The organism is Pseudomonas sp. G11, assembly GCF_029457515.1.
GTDB classification, from domain to species: Bacteria; Pseudomonadota; Gammaproteobacteria; order Pseudomonadales; family Pseudomonadaceae; genus Aquipseudomonas; species Aquipseudomonas gorinensis.
In genome coordinates this window covers 5464958-5481199 of the sequence record NZ_CP120377.1, presented here as the reverse complement: position 1 = coordinate 5481199, position 16242 = coordinate 5464958, and the positions used below count along the sequence as shown (strand labels likewise).

The window sequence follows — 16242 nt, the reverse complement described above, 5'->3', positions numbered from 1 at the left end:
GATGCCTGCACCAGCCGCCCATTGAGGCGGCTTTTTTCGCCCGAAGGAAGCGCACCGAAATGGGGCGAAATGCGCTGGCAATGGCGTGCTTCACACCTGGCGCGCGCCGTCGTCCCCCCACCTCGCCTGCGGCCTAAATGGGTCATTTTTTCCGCGGACTTGCGGGCCGCTTACGACGGCGCAGGCCGGGCGTTTGCTTGGCGTTTTAGAGGGGGCAAAAACCTGCGAAACCCTGCGAAGGTGTATGTTTTTCGCAACGCTTAGAAGAACGCACAGATAGCTGAATTCAGAGGTGCCTCGGGAAAAAGGTTAGTTTTTTTTAAGGGGGGGTGATGTGACTTGGTAGGCCCGTGTTTGTTGGGCTTGAGACCTAACTTTGAGGGGTTAGATTAGGTTAGGTTAAAGGTTGGCGGCCGCGAAAACTGAGTGCAACACCTGACCTTTCCGGTACGGTGCTGCCCCTATGTCCTATTCCGAACTCAGCGTCGAAGAGCGCGCCATCATTCAACTCAGTCAAGCTCAAGGCTTCAGCCTGCGCGGCATTGCTCGCCTGATTGACAGGTCGCCCTCGACCATCAGCCGAGAGCTGAAGCGCAATCGAGGCAGTAGTGGTGCTTACTCGGCCCGCTGCGCCCAGCAACAGATGAACATTCGGCGCCAGGTTTGTCGCCCCAAGCGCAAGCTTGTGCCGGGCAGCGAGCGCTTCGAACTGGTGGCCCACATGCTGCGTAAGCGTTTGTCTCCCGAGCAGATTGCCGGCAAGCTGCGCAGCATGACCATACCCAACCTCAGAGATGCCTACGTCTGTCGTGAGACGATCTATAACGCGATCTATGCCTTGCCGGTCGGCGAGTTGCGCAAGGAGCTGATCGTCTGCCTGCGCCAAGGCAAGACGACGCGCCGGCCGCGCTCTGGTGGCGTGGATCGGCGCGGCCAGATCCCTGAGATGGTCAGCATTCATGTTCGCCCGCCAGAGATCGAAGACCGGCTGATGCCGGGGCATTGGGAGGGCGACCTGATCAAGGGTAAGGCCAACGCCTCGTCGGTAGGCACGTTGGTGGAGCGCACCAGTGGCTACCTGATGCTGATGAAGATGAACGACGCAACGGCGACCTCGGCGATGGAGGGCTTCAGTGCAGCGCTCAACAGCATGCCGCTGGCGATGCGCAAGAGCATGACCTACGACCAGGGCCGGGAGATGGCGCGGCATGCTGAAATCACCCAGCAGACAGGGGTCGCTATTTACTTCTGCGACCCGCACAGCCCCTGGCAGCGCGGTAGCAACGAAAACATCAACGGCCTGATCCGCCAGTACCTGCCCAAGGGGACTGACTTGTCGGTACACAGTCAAGAGCAATTGAATGCCATCGCCTTGGAGCTGAATATGCGCCCCCGTAAACGCTTCGATTTCAAGTGCCCGATCGAAGTCATGGGCGAGGTGATGCAGGAAGCCATGGCTATGCGGCATCATGCTCCAGCTTCAAATCAATAACCGTGTTGCACTCAGCTTCTGCAACCGCCGTTAGTAACTCATAAGTTACTATTTTTGAAGGGATTAATTTATTGAATATTTAACACTAATAAAGGTTAGTAAATAACCAGACCTAACCAAAAAGCTAACCTTGCCAACCCTTTGAAAAGCCATAACAAACAAGCCTTCCAGAGCACCTAGCAAAAAACTTACCCTCCTAACCTCTTTCCCGTGGGTCAACATTAAAAGCGCAAAAAGCGTAAAGGGGAAGGCGCTAGCTTTGGTGCGTCCAAGTTCTTGCACACAACCTGGTGCACAGTCACCAACAGCATTCGGTAGTAGTCGCCAGCCCGCGCACGTCATATCGGCACGCTGTGAGCCTGGAAATGGGGAGCGAATAGAGGGAGCCGAGCCCTCGTTATCAGCCGCGAAGCAGATAACGAGGTAAGGAGTAGGCATAAAGCCGAAGACTTGAGGCCTAGGATAATCGGCGTCTGAGTTTGACACCCCAACTAGCAATGATATTCGATATCGTGAAGAGCTCTTCGTTCGCGTCCTTGTCCAGAAACTCTTGTATTTTATACGTGGAAGTATTTTCAAGAAATTGCTTAGTTTGCTCAGTGAGGCTATTTAACTTAGCGCAGATGTAAGTGTGATCTCCTAGATGATAAAAATCTTTCCAGAAAGTATCACCATGATGCATGTCTTGTTTTTTTGCCTGTTCCACTAAGAAACCATTTTTGTGATCAGGGTATTTTTTGAATTTTATAGGGTTCGCATGTTTAAATAAATGCCCAAGATACTCCTTGGCAAATAAGTGTTCGATTATGGGGATAGGTATTAAGTTTTCAATTTCATGTGCATTTAATATTTCTAAACGGGAATTTCTATTCGGGCCCTTAGGGTAGAGGGCGAAATGTTTGGCTGTTTCGCCTAGTGGTCCTTTTGGATGCTTTATGTCACTGTCTAATAAGCAAACGAAAAGCCTGCTTTCGCTTAGCAACCGCTCAAAAGTTTTAATTGTGTCGGACCCTCCACCCCCATGTGGCTCAATATTTATCTCATATACAAGGTTCAGATTTTTCCGGGAGGAGAAAATTGCCTTAGCAAATAGAGTATAGACCTTTGCATCAATTTCATTTTCGGTAAGTAACACAGGCTCTAGCAAGAATTTTTCGTCTAGAATGATTTCATATCCGACGGTCAATTGTTTTTCGGTACTTAAGAGTTTATGTTTGTTCGAGAAGTCAACGACCACTCGAAAATCGAATTCGGTTATCAGCAGGTTTTTCGAGAATCTTGAAAACGTCTTCAAATCCACGAGCGCGCGCTTTGCGTAATCACTAAAACACGTTTTTTTGAGGAGGGCTTCGATTAAATCTATTGGCATCCATAGTACTTGGTTTCCACGACCATAGGCCCAGAGTAAACATTCTAATGCTGACTCCTGTGAATGGTTAAGTTTTTCTATTTCATCTATTTTTTCTATTATAATAATCATATTAGGCAGACAGGAAACCAGCAGGCCAATTCATCAGATAACCTTCGTCGTCAAAACCTGACATTGTTATCTCGGTGCAGTCATTTTTATTTTTTTCAAAGAGCGCGATGCTGATGTCGGAATCTTCTATTACTCCACGTCTGATGCTTTCTCCTATAGCTTCAATCATTTGACTGCTATGGGTTTCTATAACGATTCTAAAACCAAAATTTGTAGCTAAGCTAACTACCTTCGCTATGGCTAGGCCGAATCGATATTGGAGAGCAGGGTGCAGGTGGAGCTCAGGTTGTTCAATCACAAGGGTTCGAGAGTTTGCATCGGTGAAGCCTAGGTGCCGTCTTGGCACTGCTCCCACCGTTTCTAGCCATATGGATACAATGACTGGCAATATTTGAGAATAGCCAAAACCCATATCGCTTATGTTATGAAATTTTGCGTCATGCTCTTCTTTTATTTTTAATTCATAATGTAGGCCGGACGCTTCAAGTTCCAATTCAAAGCCGAAATTATCAGAAATCCATTTGCTCAGATTTTTCTTCATTCGAGCGTCTAACGAATTAATCACCATCGGGAGATTTTCTCCTTTGTGATCAACTTCCCCAATTTCGAGATCTTGATGTCTATAAAATCTCTCAGCGGACGCACGAACTGGACCTAAATATCTGACTCCGCTGAATAGTCCTTTAAAGGATTTATCTGCGGCGGTTAGGATTCTAGGAAAGTTGCGAATTATTAGATAGAAGAAAACTGTTTCTGGGATTTCGTTAGGTAGTTCTTTCAAATGCATGTGAAATTTTTTATCGGCGGGGAATATTTTAGTCAGTTCCCTTCCAAGTTTTCTTATTTCTACTAGCTTAATTTGTTCGAGCTTTTGCGAGAGAGATTTTGTTGTAGAAGTGTATTTTTTTAGATAGCTTAAAAGCGCTTGTTGGGCACCTTTTTTAATGGTTTCTTCGTCCAGCTGTTTCACCATATTGCCTTGTGCATCGGTGGAATCTTTTATTCCGTATATGTTTGTTGGGAGAATACTGCCTTTTGATGTTATATATAAATTAGAAAATGCCAGCTGGTTAAGTTGTTTTTTTTCAGAGTCTTGGCTGTATTGTGTACATACCATGTCCTGAACCTGTCCCGCGCAATAGTTTACAACGATCTCAGTATTGTTGATTGTTATTACAGAGTTAGATTGAACCTGTTTGTCTGTTCTAAGATCGAGTCCTATCGAGATGTCCGTATTAACTTGTAAGGTCTCTTTTGTGAGTGATGTAAGTGCGTTGAAGAATTGTGATTCATACAAGTATTTGTCAGAATAATTTGTTTCAATGTCAAGCTCGCAGTTGAAATCAAAATAGATCTTGGTGGAGCCGTCGTGGACTGCCGTAGTTAAATCTCCAAAGTCTACATAAGATCCATACCACAATATCGGTGATCTAGTGTTTGATTCTACAGATTGGCGGAGTAGAGGATATGTTCGTAAAAACGTACTTTTTCCACAACTGTTTCGACCAACAAAAATATTGATTTTTTTTATCGGGATCAGTTGGGTTTCTGCGCCGAAGCTTCTAAGATTTCGAACGCCGAAGGAGTTGACGTGGCTCAAGGTTTATGACCTGTATTGACAGATGAATAACGATTATATTAAGGTTTTGACTTAGTTGTATATTTAACTAGTCATACATGGCTTTCGAACTCTTTCGAGATGTATAACCTATCGAGTCTCTATAAAATTTCGGTCTATACATTTTCAATATTCAATCCTTTGAACGGTTAGAAATGTCCAGCCTATTCGAAGCCAGACGATACCTGAATATCATTCACAAAGCTTGGCCGAGTCAAGGCCAATGCCCCCAAGCCAGAATATCAAGCATAAGGGCCCCTATCGGTAGGAGAGGCGATAGTCAGTTCCCGCCCTGTTCACTGAAACCTAGCCAAGACCTTTACTCTTAAGCCGTGCCAAGCCTTGTTTGATATGGCCTGCATTTTCGCCAATCTCCTCGAGTGCCCCACGAACATTATTGCCTACAACCGAGCAGCCTTGCTGCTCCACCCACAACGTAAGGTCCATTACGGCAGCCTCCAAGGCTAGGGAAACTCTGAAAAAGACTTCCAAATCTGGTGAGATACGGCTGTCCCACGAACTGAACGGTTGAGCCCCGATGAAGCAAATGTCTTTCGCTGATGCCGAGTACGCAGGCAAACGTAAGCAGACCCGCCGTGAGCGTTTCCTGATTGAGATGGATCAGGTCGTGCCCTGGAAAGGCCTGATTGCGTTGATCGAGCCGCATTATCCGAAGGGTGAAGGCGGTCGTCCGGCGTATCCGTTGATGGCCATGCTGCGGGTTCATCTGATGCAAAACTGGTTCGGCTACAGCGATCCGGCGATGGAAGAGTCCCTCTACGAAACCACGATTCTGCGCCAGTTTGCCGGGCTGCATTTGGATCGGATTCCGGATGAAACCACGATCCTCAACTTCCGCCGGCTGTTGGAAAAACATGAGCTGGCCGGTGGGATTTTGCAGGTCATCAACGGCTATTTGGGCGACCGAGGTTTGCTGCTGCGTCAGGGAACTGTGGTCGATGCGACGATCATTCATGCGCCCAGTTCGACCAAGAACAAGGACGGTAAACGCGACCCCGAAATGCACCAGACAAAGAAAGGAAATCAGTACTATTTCGGGATGAAATCGCACATCGGTGTCGATGTTGAATCCGGTCTGGTACATAGCGTGGTGGGCACGGCGGCGAATGTGGCGGACGTGACTCAGGTCGATCAGTTGCTGCATGGCGAGGAAACTTACGTCTCTGGCGATGCCGGTTACACCGGCGTGGAGAAGCGTGCGGAGCATCAACATCGCCAGATGATCTGGTCGATCGCAGCGCGCCCCAGCAGCTATAAGAAGCATGCAAAAAAGAGCCTGATCGGTCGCATGCGCCGCAAAATCGAATACGCGAAAGCTCAAGTCCGGGCCAAGGTTGAGCATCCATTCAGGGTGATCAAGCGCCAGTTTGGTTATACGAAAGTCCGCTTCCGAGGCTTGGTGAAAAACACCGCGCAGCAGACCACACTGTTTGCCTTATCGAACCTGTGGATGATGCGAAAACGACTGTTGAATGCAGGCGAGGTGCGCCTGTGATGTGGACAATGAGCCCTGAAAAGGTGCTATTCCGCAAAAAACAGTGAACTGACAGGAGGAAAGGTCTGATTTTCGATTAAGTCGGTGTTTTTTGAACCTCAGACAGCGAGGCCGTTAAAAACGGCTGCTTACTTCAGACCTTCCCTAGCTGATTGTGATAGATCCTATCCAGCACATCCGGCAGCGAGTAGCTCCCTGACATTGATCACCCCCTTTTTCAGAAAACTCAAGCATAGCAACGGCAGTGCCGGTAAGAGAAACCACAAAGCGATAGCTTAAAATCTGCTATGGAGCAGTCAGAAGCGTAGCCCGATTAAATCCGGTAGACGAATGTTTAGATAGGATCAAAAGGCAAAAAAATCGAACTCCGTCGTGGAGCCGCTACAGCCGGCGAAAAGGGCAGGGCCTAAATGTGGTGAAAGATGATGGTACGAAAGTGGTACGGGGTTTTTTATGATGCTCTACAGGGCTCGTATTACAAGGCCTGTAGAGTTAGCAGTTCCAATCCATCATTGGACGCAAAGCCCGCTAGGACGGATAATGGGGCGATCAAGCAGCGAGGGTTCTCCAGGGGCCAACTCTGCGTTTCGAACCCATCAATGGGCAGGATGTTCAGTTTTTTTCGATTTTAAGGAAGGGATTGTCGGGCGGAATTAATTCAAAAAGTAGCTTCGGTTCCTCAATCAGATATCCCTTGAGGACGGTTTTCTTCCTTGGACCTTGCACGTGGCATGTCCAGATGTTTAGACCATTGTCTCGCTTCCTATGAACCCTCAGCTTCTCGAACTGCTTTTGCACCCAGCGCCATGCCTCAATCTCCTGATCTGAACCCTGCGAAACGCCTGGAAACTCCTGCGCATAGCGTTGGAAGAGACCAGGCGTGACCAGAAATACGCTGCCATCCACCGTGTGGATTTTGGCCTTGCTGTCGTTGATGATCAGTTTGTGGCTCAGAATGCCTTCCTTGACCCAATTCAGGAATGCCTGGCCTGGGTTATCCGATTGAAGCGTTGAAATTTCGATAGCACTTTCTGGCAGTGCGTCACTGGCCTCAGGCTTTTCCAACTCGAACATGTCCAGCAGCGTGCCGAGGTAATCGCCATCCTTTAGTACCATGGGATCCGGCTGCGGTTGGCTTTGAGCTGATCCTGCACTGGCTGTCTCAGGCGCTGGTGTTGGTATCTGGGTGTCAGTTGAGTGGTCATGGGCTGCAATGCTCACCGTTCCGCTGAAAGCCTCGGGCCGGTCTTCGTTCCCCCAAATCAGCGCCGGTTGAAGGCGCAGAAAGGTGAAACTCTGCTGCCAATTTCCCTGTGCCACAAGCGCGGTCCAGATGGCTTTGCCTTCCGGTGTGGACTCCACCAATCCATGCGATTGCAGCTCGTCAAACACCGCGAGATTGGACGAGGGAATGCCCTCAATCGATTGCGACAGCAGATAGGCTCGTAGCCTGTCCGTGACCGTCTTACTGACGAGCCAGAGTGCGTCCTGGGTCAGCCATCCCGCGGCACCTGGCTGGTTGAGTTTCAGTTCGTGCTGAACCAGATGACGCAGTCCGCTGATTAAGTGATGTTGCAGCGAATGAGTCGGTGCCTGCAGTGCCTTGCTCGGATTACCACCGATATTCTGCGCAGTAGAAACGCGGTCGGCCTGCATCACCAACTCACCGAGCACGCCGGCACGTTCGTACTGGCCCGCCAGGACATAAAGCAGACTGGCCCAGAGCGATGGAAATCCACTGAGCCAATCGAGGATTGTGCGGTCGAGAATTCGGGTGTAGAGCAATCCTGCAGCCGCGCCGTGCAGGTGGTAGTCACGACCCTTGATATAACGGAAACGGTAGGGCTGATCCAGGGATCCCTGCCAAGGATGCCAGACACGGCCATCTTGGCGCTCAACCAGCAGGTCCACGGCGATCTTGCCGATGTCATGGAGCAACGCGCCATAGGCGATGCCAGCGGACCAAGCGTCAGTCTGGGCGGCTTGGTCTTCAGGTGCGGCGCCGGTGGGAAGCAGATACGACTGACGTAATTTCAAACTACAAGCGACCAGTTCCAACCCATGGTCTAGCATGCCGCCAAGATAAGCATGGTGGTGCGTCTCGCTGGCTGGAAGCTGCTGGACCAGCTCGGCGTATCGATGGATCGGATTTAAATAGAGCTGGCTGAATTGCGGATGGGAGAGGGCGGTGTACTGCCAAATGCGATCAAGCAATTGGCGGCGATGCTCGGCTGCTAACAAGCTCTGGGACGATTCGATGAACCGGTACCCATCGGCGACGTTTACGGTTGGTGGCGGAGGAGGCTTTTGCCTTTTGTGCCGAAACAGACTGAGCATCATGGTCCTCCCGGGAACTGGCAGAGTCAGTGGCCTTTTAGCCTTTTCGGATAGGGCTCTTACCCTTGACTCCCCATTCCCTTCCAATCCTTACCGGCCCTTTTGACGCGTTTCCCTTTGTGCGGCAATCGGAATATTGATTTGTCCTGGTGCCGTTTTGTTGGATGCGCATGCTGGTACGAAAAAGGAAAGTGTCGGTACACTGCGGTGCGAATTTTATCGGGTCTTGCCATGAACCTCACGGACGCAACGCTCATACTGCTGCTCGCGGCACGTATCCATGGAACAGACGAAGCCGTCAGGGCCTCGGCGAAGAGCGTGGTCAAGAAGCTACCGCGCAGCAAACGTGATCTGATCTACAAGGTGATCGATAGCCGAAGTCCACTTGAGCTGGTGGATTACCTGGCTGAGAATCTGGATACGTAACGGCGAACTGGGGTTACGGGATTACCTCATGTTCTTTGCGTCAGAACTCCGCACTGTGGGGATTTTTCTGGGCATAGAAAAAGGGTCCAACTCGTGTTGGACCCTATGAAGCGTTTGCAGCGGTGAGGTGACGATCAAGCTCCATCTTTCATGCATCGCGAGTCATCCATTACCGTCTGCTTCCGTTGCTGCTCCAGGTTGAGCACATACTCCGAAGCGCATCGGGCCTGGCCACTGGCGCGGAAAATCGCGCGGTTGTCAGCCTTGAGCAGGCCGAGCCAGGAGTCGATATAGCCCTCGTGCCGAAGCTCTCCCCGTATACCGGCGTAGGCACATAAAAAAGCGGCGCCCATTTCGGCGATCAACTCTTCAAATGCATAGCCTGGCGAGCCAAATGGACACGGAGAGGTCACGCCTTCGCGCTGCAATCGAGAGTGATGTCCGGTCCAGTGCGTCAGCTCGTGAAGTGCAGTGGCGTAGTATCCACCTTGATCGTGGAATTGCGATTTTGTCGGCAGTTGGATGAGATCCCTGATCGGGTGGTAAAAGGCTTCGTCGGCAAATCGATGAATGATATTTGCGCCCGAACTTAGCAACAAACTTTCCGCAGCAGCGTTGGGGAAGAAGGGATCGCTCGGTTCCGTCTGGAGCAAAGTTTCGTTGTGCGTTTCGAGCCCCTCCGTTTGCTCGATGTTGAACAGAAAGTGCGTCCTGAGAATGCCAAAGTGAGCGACCTTGGGCTGACCGTTTTCATCAAGTACGGGGTGGCCTGATTCGGTCTGTTCCTCGCGCTCCATCGGCTTGTAGAGCACTGCCAGAATGCTGTGCTCACCCTTACGGATGTGTCCGCCGGCTTTTTTGGCTTGGTTGAAGGTCAGCCAGCGATCTTGAGTGAACCCCTGCAACCTGGCCTCGGCCCAGAGCAACGGTAAATTAATGCCTGAATAGGGACGCTGCGTGATGGCGTTAATGGGATAGGGTTGGTGATGACCGACGTCAGTTGAACCACTTGAGGACCAGGGCCTGATCCAGGGGATTACGCCTTGGTCTAACGCGGCAACGATTTTGTTAGTCACGTCTTGGTAGATATTACGCATGGCATTTTCCTCGAGAGAAAACGGAGGAACGCCTTGCCCGTCGGGGAGGGGTTCCCCGGTGGGTGTTGGGTTGGATTGATGCAGGACTGCGCGCAGTCTGAGTGTGTATGCGTTCAGCGTTGCTGCTCTCCCGCAAGCGCTATCAATAAGGCGTCAGGCTGCTCCGGTGCCTGAAGCAGGCTGAGGCTCAGTTGCAGCAACGGTTCATGGTTTGCGTCACGTGTTGAGCCAATTTTGGCTACCTCGAACACCACGTAGGGCGCGTTTGGATCGGCCAAGTGAGCTTTGAAGGCTGCGCGTACCACGTTGCTCAGCCTATCGAATTGCAGTTTTTCAGGATGATTTGAACCGTCGAGCAGTACTGCGCGTTGCCACGCGTCTGGAGTGAACACAACGGGCAAGTGCAGATTGTTCAGTGCTTCGGGTGTGAGTGAGTCGGACATGGTATGCCTCCGTTGATAGCGCGAAGAAACCTGTCCCATAGGGGAAAGAATTCCCCGCGGTGGGTTGAAGAAAAATAAGAGGGGTTAGGACGAGCCGAGCTTGAAAGACGCTCGGGAGAGCAGTAGGCGTTCATCACCGTGAAACGTGACCGTGCGAGCCACCGAACGCTAATCGCACTTGGGGGAACCATCACTGGAGTGACGTAGCCTCAAAGACTCTGGCTACCTGGGAAGGTGCTGTCGATAACAGCGATCCGTATCCTCTATGTAGCTGGATGATTTGGATGGGTCAACGGCCTTAGAGGCGCTGTTGTACGAGGTGCGTCTTCTGTCTTCCAGTGAAGAGTTTTCGACCGAATAAGCTGATAAACGGTTAAGCATGGGCGGTTTTCAGTAGTAGGCTGTAATCTCGATTTCCACAGGAGTACGCTCAGAAGAGGGCGCAATCATGCCGGCTCAGCAGCCACTTCAAATCTCCCGCACACACCGCTGGGCATATGCATGCGGTATGTTCGCCAAACGTGGTTATCGCAGCTTGAAAGGGTTTGAGTCTCGTGTGGCCAAGCGTGCAGTGACGGCAGGTTTGCCTGCGGGTAATTTACTCATTCGCGGGATCTTTCTGCTTGCCCAGGTGGCCCTGTTCGGTGCACTTCTTTTTGTTAGCTTTTGGTTGTTTCTGCTGGTGTGCACATTCGTCGCATTAGCGGCTATCTCAGTTCAAGATTCAGACACTCCAGATATTGATGATATCAATGATCCAATTCACAGAGCGTCTTGGCCTGAGCGGTACGATAAATGGGGTTCACTGAAGTAACCTCCCTGGTTATTTTGAGCCCGATTTACCTGAAACTATTCTTGCTCCGCTCATCAACTGAGAGGTCCCGTTAGAACTCGCTGTCTGCGCAGCCTGGGTTCCCCGGCTGAGCATTCCTTCTACACCTGAACCTACGCTATACCCAGCCCAGCTCATTGCGGCTAGAAAGACCATCGGCAGTACGATGAACATCGCCCCCATCACATACTCAATCACTTGTGCCGTGACGGTTCCATCCATAAAACCGGATGTCGGCAGCGACAACAGCACCTGATTGGACGCCGAGACTTGGTTGTACAAGGTATCGAGCATGCTGGAGTCGACCCAGCGGGCCAACTCCCACCAGAAGGTCAGCATGTGCAGCGTGAACAGCGCGAACGTCGCCGTCATGACGGTCTTCAATTGGTAGGTACTGACCAGAAGGATCAGCGGCAAGCTGATGATGACACCCATGATCAGGAAAGCCTGCACCATCGGCAGGGCAGCGCGTAGTGCATTTATTGCCGGGAAGTTGCTGAACGAGCCAAGGGCCAGCCCAGTGTTGGTGGCCAGGTTATTGAGCCCCTGATTGATCGACCCACCGCGAGCACTGGAGCCATAGTCCTGGAACACCTGTCCGGGCGACATGGACATCGATTGTTGGCGCGGGCTGACCAGTTCGCGCAGTGTGGCATCCTCGATCTCGTTGCTTGAGCGACCAGTCAACCAGCCTTTCAGCTGAGTCAGCAGCGAAGGGTCAACTTGCTCGACCAATCGTGCTCGCAACCCGATACCGCTGTCACTCCACCATTGTTTGCAAGTGGGGTAGCCCGCGCCATTCTCCAACCGTGGCAAGGTAATATCGCGGGTTTCATCATAGGGCCAGCTGACTCGTGGTGTCCGTGAGTGATCTGTGTCGTAGTAGCCCGGAGCGTCGAGAAAATAGCTTGAGCCGATCCAAGACGCATCATGACTTTGAGCCTTGTCCAGCTGTGGACGATTGGTGAAGAGCCGAGAGCGGGAATAGCCGTAACAGTCGCGAGTAAAATCGGCGACTTCCTGTAACAACACTTGGTTATCAATGCGCGAACTGTCGATCTCCATGCGCATCTGTCGGATGTCCGGTGCGCAGGGGATGGAGGCGGTGGCCGCTGCGGTCACGCCTTTGCTCAAGGCGTGTACCAGAAACCACCAGATCGGTACGTTGGCGGAGCGTTCGCCGATAGTATTGAAGGTCGTCCCCCAGGCGGTTTCCGTCGGTTTGGCCACACTGATGCCGCAGCGCTGACTCGCCGCATCATCGAACGCCATAGACGCGAGGTTTAGCGGAAAGACCGGCGCACAGCCGAACAATACGACGATGTAGGCCAACCAAAGCCGGTTCTCGATTCGAGGTACCGAGAGCAATCCTTTGTTGCCTTCATCCGCGCCTTGCTGACGGGCCGACAACCATTCTTGCAAGATGATTGCACCAAAGGGAGCTGCGAACAGGCCAGTATCGGACAGGACGTTCCAGATACCGTTGTTGATGATCCATGCCAGCAGGGAGAGGTAAAACTCCAGGTAGCTGTTAGTGCTCATGAGCATGGTGGTGACCTCACAATCGAGTGAGCTCGACGCAGGTAAAGAGCAAGAGCCCTAATGTCCCGGCGCGTTTCACGCGCAGTCGGTCCTGTGGTCGATGTCGGTAGCGCCTCAGCAGGTCCCACCAGAGTGCAAAGAGGACGCCGTAGAGCAGGACACGCCACCACCGCAGATAAGGCCGTATCGATTCCAAGGCTTGCTGCCAGCCCCCGAAACTGCCCAGCGCAGTGCAGCCGATCCAGGCGCTCAGTGCGGCGGTCAGGATCATCCCTGCGGCGATCCCTAGACTGGAAAGCAAAGTGAATAGCAGTGAGCGTTTCATGGCTCACTTGCGCCTGGCATCAGCGTCGTTGAGTCGGCCAGGTTCGGGGTCGCCTTGCTCGACGGTGCGCGACGCATCGGCACCTCCGGCATGTCGATCGAGCACTAGGCTGGCGGTATTGGTTGTGAGCATCTGCCGGACCTGCAACTCGGTTTGTAGCAGGCGTATCTCGCGCTCCAGTGTGTCGATGTTTTTCGTCAAGGCCGTTTGGGCCGGTTCGGCGGAAGCGATGTTAGGTTCGTGGCTGCCTGCCAGCAGCGTGCGCAATAGCAGGAGCGCTTTGTCGAGTACGCTGGACAGGGCCGTCTCACTGGCCAGGCGCCGCGCCAGGAGTTCCTGATCAGGATCGTCGCGCAGGGCTTCGATCACACCACGAGTCACCGGCAGCATCGGGCTGGAGGCTTTGCTCAGATTGTCAGGGTTCGGCGGCAGAGATCCGGACAGTAAGCCTTGCAGGGTTTTGAGGTGTTCACTGTAGGCCTCCTGGATCAGCGGCGTCAGTCCGCTGCCTGCGGTAGCCCGCAGAGTCTCGCAGGTGTCGCAGGTCGCGACTTCGGTCTCGCCCAACACGCGAACAGCCCATTCGGACTCCTCTTGCGGTGAGGTCCATGCCTGGCAAATAGCGCCGCCCAGGCAATCACTGTTACTGATCGAGGTGTTGTCATCCACTGCGCGGTTATGCAGCAGGTTATAACCCGCGCGCACCACATCGGAGGTTGCCCGGATGGGTGTTTGTCCGCTACCTCCAGCCTTCTGCCCGCCGACCCAAGACACCCCATTGTTGCCGTTACGGGCCTCGGTGTTTTTCACCGCAGCCACCGCATCACCGTCGGTTTGTTCGAGGTTGCCCTGCATTTCCTGGTTCTTGGCCAATGCGCCCCAGCCGGCTTGACCGACCTTGTCCGCCATCTTCTCAGCCATGGCCTGGCAGGTCAGCTTGGAACGGTCGAAGTCGATACGCCCCTGCATCACTCCGTTGCTCAACAACTCATAGAGACCCGGGTTGGCACGCTGGATGATCAACGCCGGCAGCGACATTACTGCTTGGGTCGCGTTCTGCACAATGCTGCCCATGATCTGCTGGAACCCTTCGGTGACGCCGTTCAACTGGTTTTGCAGGGTGTTGGTGAGGCTCATGTTTCCGCACATCATGTTCGCCTGCCAGGATCCGCCGACACCGAGCCCGTTGGGGCGATAGAGCGAGCTCGGCGAGCCCGCTGCCGAGCCGCCACCGATGGTGTACATCACCCGATCGTCGAGCACTTCGCCTTGGGTGCTTAAGCGGTAATCGTCCTCGGCGGCGTGGGCATGCGTGGCTATTGCGAGCAGTCCGCAGAGCAACAAAGTCATCGGGCTTAACCATGATTCTGCAAGAAGCCGACTCATGAAGCACCACCTTCGAAGTCGATGCTGAACAGGAAGGTCTGTCCCTCACGCTTGCAGCAGCTATAGGGACGCCACAGCGACCAGGCATAGCCGCCATCCGCGCTCTGCACCGGATCGTTGGGGAAGATGGCGCATGTGGGTTGAACCACGGGGGAGAGCAATTGCCATTTGTGGGTCGAAGCGTCGTTTTCAACGATTGGGCCAGGCGGCCAATAACCATCGCGTGGTACGGGTGTGAGCGGGACATACACGTGCGGTTGCCAGTTGCGGGTAATGACGTCACCCGCTCGCTGCGCCATCACCGCAGCGGCTTTGAAGTCGTCGGGTTGCACCAAAAATCCTTGCCGGGGATAGACGCTGCCCCACATGTTTCCTGCGAGCTGACGACCGATTTCACGGATCCCGGGCGCGAGCGACTCGGGGTAAAAGCTTTCTGGGATGCCATGACGCCAGGCCAGTGAGTCCAAAGTGCTCAGATAGTAGGGCACGAACGCAGTGGCGCCGCTGGCGCAGGCGTAGCCGGATTGCGAGGCAAGTTGCGTGGCGGCCCAGCCGCCGGGATGGCCAATGCCATCAACATTTTTGAAACGAGGCAGGTTATCGCGCTGAGTGTTCGGCGTGATCAGGTTACCGCCACCTTCCGCACCGCTGATGGGGTAGGAGAGAGCGGCCATCTCGGTCCACGGATTGCTGCCGGTGGTGGTATAGCTCGAGACCACCAGTTCAGGAATGAAGTGACGAACCTTGGTTGAGGTTTTAACCGTGCAGCCAAAAGGGGTGCAGAGCAACCAGAAGCAGATGCCGACGACCCTGTACTCGAGGCAGTCTGGAGAAAGCACGGAGGCGGTAATGCTGCCCGTTTCCAGCGCCACGCTTGACCCGGATGCCAGCAGAATGCTCAGCAACAAAGGATGTAACTTCTGGGGCGAAATATACGGGCAGGCAGCAGACATGATCCAGGCTCTGGGTGTATGGCCTGGACAGGTTCAATGATCGAAAGAAGGGTGTCAGTGAGAAAGCCGAAAGCAGGATAGTCGGTTTACAGCGACCTTCTAGATGAGCAGAGGGTCATTCAGCGCTCAGCGTACGAGCAAGCGCGTCAGACTCGATGAGCAGCTGATCCGTTTTGATCTCGAAAATGTTGGCGAGTTTGCAGAGGACCAATAACGACGGGTTGCCTACCCCTCGCTCGATTTGGCTCACGTAGGTACGATCCACCTCGGCCATGAGCGCCAATTGCTCCTGGGTAAGGTTCTTCACGCGTCGCATCGAGCGGATGTTTTCCGCGAGTTGCAGACGGAGCTGTTCGTAGTCTTGAGTCATGCGCGCAAACTGCGCCTTGAGGGACTCTCAATCCACGGGATATAGTCTACATTTGCTCTGATTCAGGCTTTTTGATGCTTAAGCCGAGTGTCAGTTTTGTTTCTATGCTGCTTGGAACAGACCGAGCATTAATAAATAATCGAAAGCTAAGGTGTCTATGGACGAAAATTACGTTTCAATTCCGGCGGCGGATGGTTGCCCGAGCCTTCTGACGCCGTGGGGCAGCGAATTTGCGCCTATGATCGAACGCGGCGTGCAATGCGCCCAGGCTTGGCTCGGTACTCCCGGCGAGACTCCACTGTGGTGGGAGCTGGCCCAAACACGCAAGACCTTTCCTATCGGTGACTGCCAAGATGCTTTTGAAGCCGGATTCTTGTTGAGGATTCAGCAGCGGCTTCGAGGCGCATCGCAGTAACCGGCCGCTT

At 52.9% G+C, this 16242-nt stretch carries 16 protein-coding genes; 5 read left to right on the top strand and 11 right to left on the bottom strand.

The window, feature by feature from the left end; genetic code table 11:
* Positions 1-463 precede the first annotated feature (463 nt).
* Positions 464-1492, top strand: a complete 1029-nt coding sequence (locus tag P2T68_RS25045) for an IS30 family transposase (protein WP_019818564.1) — start codon at positions 464-466, stop codon at positions 1490-1492.
* 457 nt (positions 1493-1949) lie between these two features.
* On the opposite strand, the gene P2T68_RS25040 is transcribed toward P2T68_RS25045, so the two are convergent.
* From P2T68_RS25040 to P2T68_RS25030, 3 genes are all read right to left on the bottom strand, one after another.
* Positions 1950-2972 carry a hypothetical protein gene (locus P2T68_RS25040; protein WP_041475976.1) on the bottom strand — a complete coding sequence of 341 codons (1023 nt, stop codon included), beginning with the start codon at positions 2970-2972 and terminating at the stop codon, positions 1950-1952.
* Between the two features lies 1 nt (position 2973).
* Complete coding sequence (locus tag P2T68_RS25035) at positions 2974-4572, bottom strand: AAA family ATPase (protein WP_212799522.1); 1599 nt, start codon at positions 4570-4572, stop codon at positions 2974-2976.
* A 324-nt stretch (positions 4573-4896) separates the two neighbouring features.
* Positions 4897-5094 (bottom strand): hypothetical protein, encoded by a 198-nt coding sequence (locus P2T68_RS25030; RefSeq protein ID WP_277379773.1) that lies wholly within the window; start codon positions 5092-5094, stop codon positions 4897-4899.
* Between the two features lie 34 nt (positions 5095-5128).
* On the opposite strand from P2T68_RS25030, the gene P2T68_RS25025 reads away from it, so the two are divergent.
* Positions 5129-6106, top strand: coding sequence for an IS5 family transposase (locus P2T68_RS25025; RefSeq protein WP_033902000.1), 978 nt, complete (start codon positions 5129-5131; stop codon positions 6104-6106).
* 612 nt (positions 6107-6718) lie between these two features.
* On the opposite strand, the gene mobH is transcribed toward P2T68_RS25025, so the two are convergent.
* Positions 6719-8443, bottom strand: a complete 1725-nt coding sequence (mobH, locus tag P2T68_RS25020) for a MobH family relaxase (RefSeq protein ID WP_102617440.1) — start codon at positions 8441-8443, stop codon at positions 6719-6721.
* A gap of 231 nt (positions 8444-8674) precedes the next feature.
* On the opposite strand from mobH, the gene P2T68_RS25015 reads away from it, so the two are divergent.
* Positions 8675-8869: a hypothetical protein gene (locus tag P2T68_RS25015; protein ID WP_027912535.1), complete on the top strand. Its 195-nt coding sequence runs from the start codon at positions 8675-8677 to the stop codon at positions 8867-8869.
* 134 nt (positions 8870-9003) lie between these two features.
* Here the strand turns inward: P2T68_RS25015 and P2T68_RS25010 are convergent, their stop codons facing one another.
* Both P2T68_RS25010 and P2T68_RS25005 read right to left on the bottom strand, forming a co-directional pair.
* Positions 9004-9966 carry a zincin-like metallopeptidase domain-containing protein gene (locus P2T68_RS25010; protein WP_212799523.1) on the bottom strand — a complete coding sequence of 321 codons (963 nt, stop codon included), beginning with the start codon at positions 9964-9966 and terminating at the stop codon, positions 9004-9006.
* A 113-nt stretch (positions 9967-10079) separates the two neighbouring features.
* Positions 10080-10409, bottom strand: a complete 330-nt coding sequence (locus tag P2T68_RS25005) for a hypothetical protein (protein WP_126587178.1) — start codon at positions 10407-10409, stop codon at positions 10080-10082.
* A 448-nt stretch (positions 10410-10857) separates the two neighbouring features.
* Between P2T68_RS25005 and P2T68_RS25000 the strand changes: the two genes are divergently transcribed.
* Positions 10858-11223 (top strand): DUF3742 family protein, encoded by a 366-nt coding sequence (locus P2T68_RS25000; protein WP_126587179.1) that lies wholly within the window; start codon positions 10858-10860, stop codon positions 11221-11223.
* 9 nt (positions 11224-11232) lie between these two features.
* Here P2T68_RS25000 and P2T68_RS24995 read toward each other — a convergent pair whose 3' ends face one another.
* The 5 genes from P2T68_RS24995 to P2T68_RS24975 form a co-directional block, all read right to left on the bottom strand.
* On the bottom strand, positions 11233-12789 hold the full coding sequence (locus P2T68_RS24995; RefSeq protein WP_126587180.1) for a conjugal transfer protein TraG N-terminal domain-containing protein: 1557 nt from the start codon (positions 12787-12789) through the stop codon (positions 11233-11235).
* 10 nt (positions 12790-12799) lie between these two features.
* Positions 12800-13108, bottom strand: a complete 309-nt coding sequence (locus P2T68_RS24990; RefSeq protein WP_277378434.1) for a hypothetical protein — start codon at positions 13106-13108, stop codon at positions 12800-12802.
* A 3-nt stretch (positions 13109-13111) separates the two neighbouring features.
* Entirely contained in the window at positions 13112-14494 is a 1383-nt protein-coding gene (locus tag P2T68_RS24985; RefSeq protein ID WP_212799524.1) for an integrating conjugative element protein, read from the bottom strand.
* Entirely contained in the window at positions 14491-15447 is a 957-nt protein-coding gene (locus tag P2T68_RS24980) for a TIGR03756 family integrating conjugative element protein (protein WP_126587182.1), read from the bottom strand. The genes P2T68_RS24985 and P2T68_RS24980 overlap by 4 nt, the downstream gene beginning before the upstream one ends.
* Before the next feature lie 115 nt (positions 15448-15562).
* Positions 15563-15817 (bottom strand): helix-turn-helix transcriptional regulator, encoded by a 255-nt coding sequence (locus P2T68_RS24975; RefSeq protein ID WP_046062023.1) that lies wholly within the window; start codon positions 15815-15817, stop codon positions 15563-15565.
* Positions 15818-15974: 157 nt separating this feature from the next.
* Between P2T68_RS24975 and P2T68_RS24970 the strand changes: the two genes are divergently transcribed.
* The gene (locus P2T68_RS24970) at positions 15975-16232 is read left to right on the top strand and encodes a LasR-specific antiactivator QslA (RefSeq protein WP_126587183.1); all 258 of its coding nucleotides are present in this window, start codon (positions 15975-15977) and stop codon (positions 16230-16232) included.
* The last annotated feature ends 10 nt before the right edge of the window (positions 16233-16242 follow it).

Excerpts from the sequence above, each read along its gene's own strand:
- P2T68_RS25015 (WP_027912535.1), top strand. The coding sequence starts at position 8,675 with ATGAACCTCACGGACGCAACGCTCATACTGCTGCTCGCGGCACGTATC.
- mobH (WP_102617440.1), bottom strand. The coding sequence starts at position 8,443 with ATGCTCAGTCTGTTTCGGCACAAAAGGCAAAAGCCTCCTCCGCCACCA.
- P2T68_RS25010 (WP_212799523.1), bottom strand. The coding sequence starts at position 9,966 with ATGCGTAATATCTACCAAGACGTGACTAACAAAATCGTTGCCGCGTTA.
- P2T68_RS25000 (WP_126587179.1), top strand. The coding sequence starts at position 10,858 with ATGCCGGCTCAGCAGCCACTTCAAATCTCCCGCACACACCGCTGGGCA.
- P2T68_RS24985 (WP_212799524.1), bottom strand. The coding sequence starts at position 14,494 with ATGAGTCGGCTTCTTGCAGAATCATGGTTAAGCCCGATGACTTTGTTG.
- P2T68_RS25045 (WP_019818564.1), top strand. The coding sequence starts at position 464 with ATGTCCTATTCCGAACTCAGCGTCGAAGAGCGCGCCATCATTCAACTC.
- P2T68_RS24980 (WP_126587182.1), bottom strand. The coding sequence starts at position 15,447 with ATGTCTGCTGCCTGCCCGTATATTTCGCCCCAGAAGTTACATCCTTTG.
- P2T68_RS25025 (WP_033902000.1), top strand. The coding sequence starts at position 5,129 with ATGAAGCAAATGTCTTTCGCTGATGCCGAGTACGCAGGCAAACGTAAG.
- P2T68_RS24970 (WP_126587183.1), top strand. The coding sequence starts at position 15,975 with ATGGACGAAAATTACGTTTCAATTCCGGCGGCGGATGGTTGCCCGAGC.
- P2T68_RS24975 (WP_046062023.1), bottom strand. The coding sequence starts at position 15,817 with ATGACTCAAGACTACGAACAGCTCCGTCTGCAACTCGCGGAAAACATC.
- P2T68_RS25005 (WP_126587178.1), bottom strand. The coding sequence starts at position 10,409 with ATGTCCGACTCACTCACACCCGAAGCACTGAACAATCTGCACTTGCCC.
- P2T68_RS25040 (WP_041475976.1), bottom strand. The coding sequence starts at position 2,972 with ATGATTATTATAATAGAAAAAATAGATGAAATAGAAAAACTTAACCAT.
- P2T68_RS24990 (WP_277378434.1), bottom strand. The coding sequence starts at position 13,108 with ATGAAACGCTCACTGCTATTCACTTTGCTTTCCAGTCTAGGGATCGCC.
- P2T68_RS24995 (WP_126587180.1), bottom strand. The coding sequence starts at position 12,789 with ATGCTCATGAGCACTAACAGCTACCTGGAGTTTTACCTCTCCCTGCTG.